This window comes from Chloroflexaceae bacterium, assembly GCA_025057155.1.
Taxonomy (GTDB): domain Bacteria; phylum Chloroflexota; class Chloroflexia; order Chloroflexales; family Chloroflexaceae; genus JACAEO01.
This window is the reverse complement of sequence record JANWYD010000084.1, coordinates 1-744: the sequence shown is the minus strand read 5'-3', so window position 1 is coordinate 744 and position 744 is coordinate 1. Positions and strand designations below refer to the sequence as shown.

The window sequence follows — 744 nt, the reverse complement described above, 5'->3', positions numbered from 1 at the left end:
CAATGGCGCTGCACCCTTGCGCCGGGCGCGGTTGGGCGCTGCCAGATGCGGGTAGGACGAGCAGATGGCATCGAGTTGCTGAATCATGGCATGATCAGCGGCGCAGCGATTGGCCCGATCGAAGACCACCGGCTCTGGCACTTTTTTCCCGACACCATAGCGTTAGCTATCGGCGGCTGGGGCTATGCTTTGCCGGTCGATCAGCAGCGGGGCCAATATGGCGCGCTACCCACCGACCCGGCCAAGCAGCGGCGGCTTGATCCGCAGCGCGCCGCCGATTTCGCCCTCGAACGGCTTTGCCGCGGGGTGGTATGGGCCTTCGGCGAACCGGCAGTCAATTTTGAATACCTGCTGGCGTTGCTGCAACTCAGCCGCGCCGCTAGCCGTTACACAGCTATTGTCACCAGCGGAATGCTGAGCAGTGAGGCACTGAGCGAATTAGGTCCATACCTTAATGGAGTTAGCCTTGATTTGCGCGGCTTTTCCGATTATGCATACCACCGGCTGGGCGGAATTAGTGACTGGCGGCAGATTTTGCGCTTTGCCGAAGAGGCCAAACAACGCTGGCAATGCCATATTGAGATCACTACCCGCATCCATCACGGCGTCAACGATCATCCCGACGAACTGCGCGAGCTGGTCAATTGGATCAAGACCACGCTCGGCGAAGGGACGCCATGGCACGTGCTTCCGGGTGATGCCGGCAGCGAAACTGCCGCCGCAACGATGCGGGCGCGCCGGATC

At 61.0% G+C, this 744-nt stretch carries 1 protein-coding gene; it reads left to right on the top strand.

From position 1 onward, the window contains the following. Positions 1–90 precede the first annotated feature (90 nt). Positions 91–744, top strand: a 654-nt coding sequence (locus tag NZU74_20380) for a radical SAM protein (GenBank protein MCS6883686.1), incomplete at its 3' end; no start/stop codon positions are given.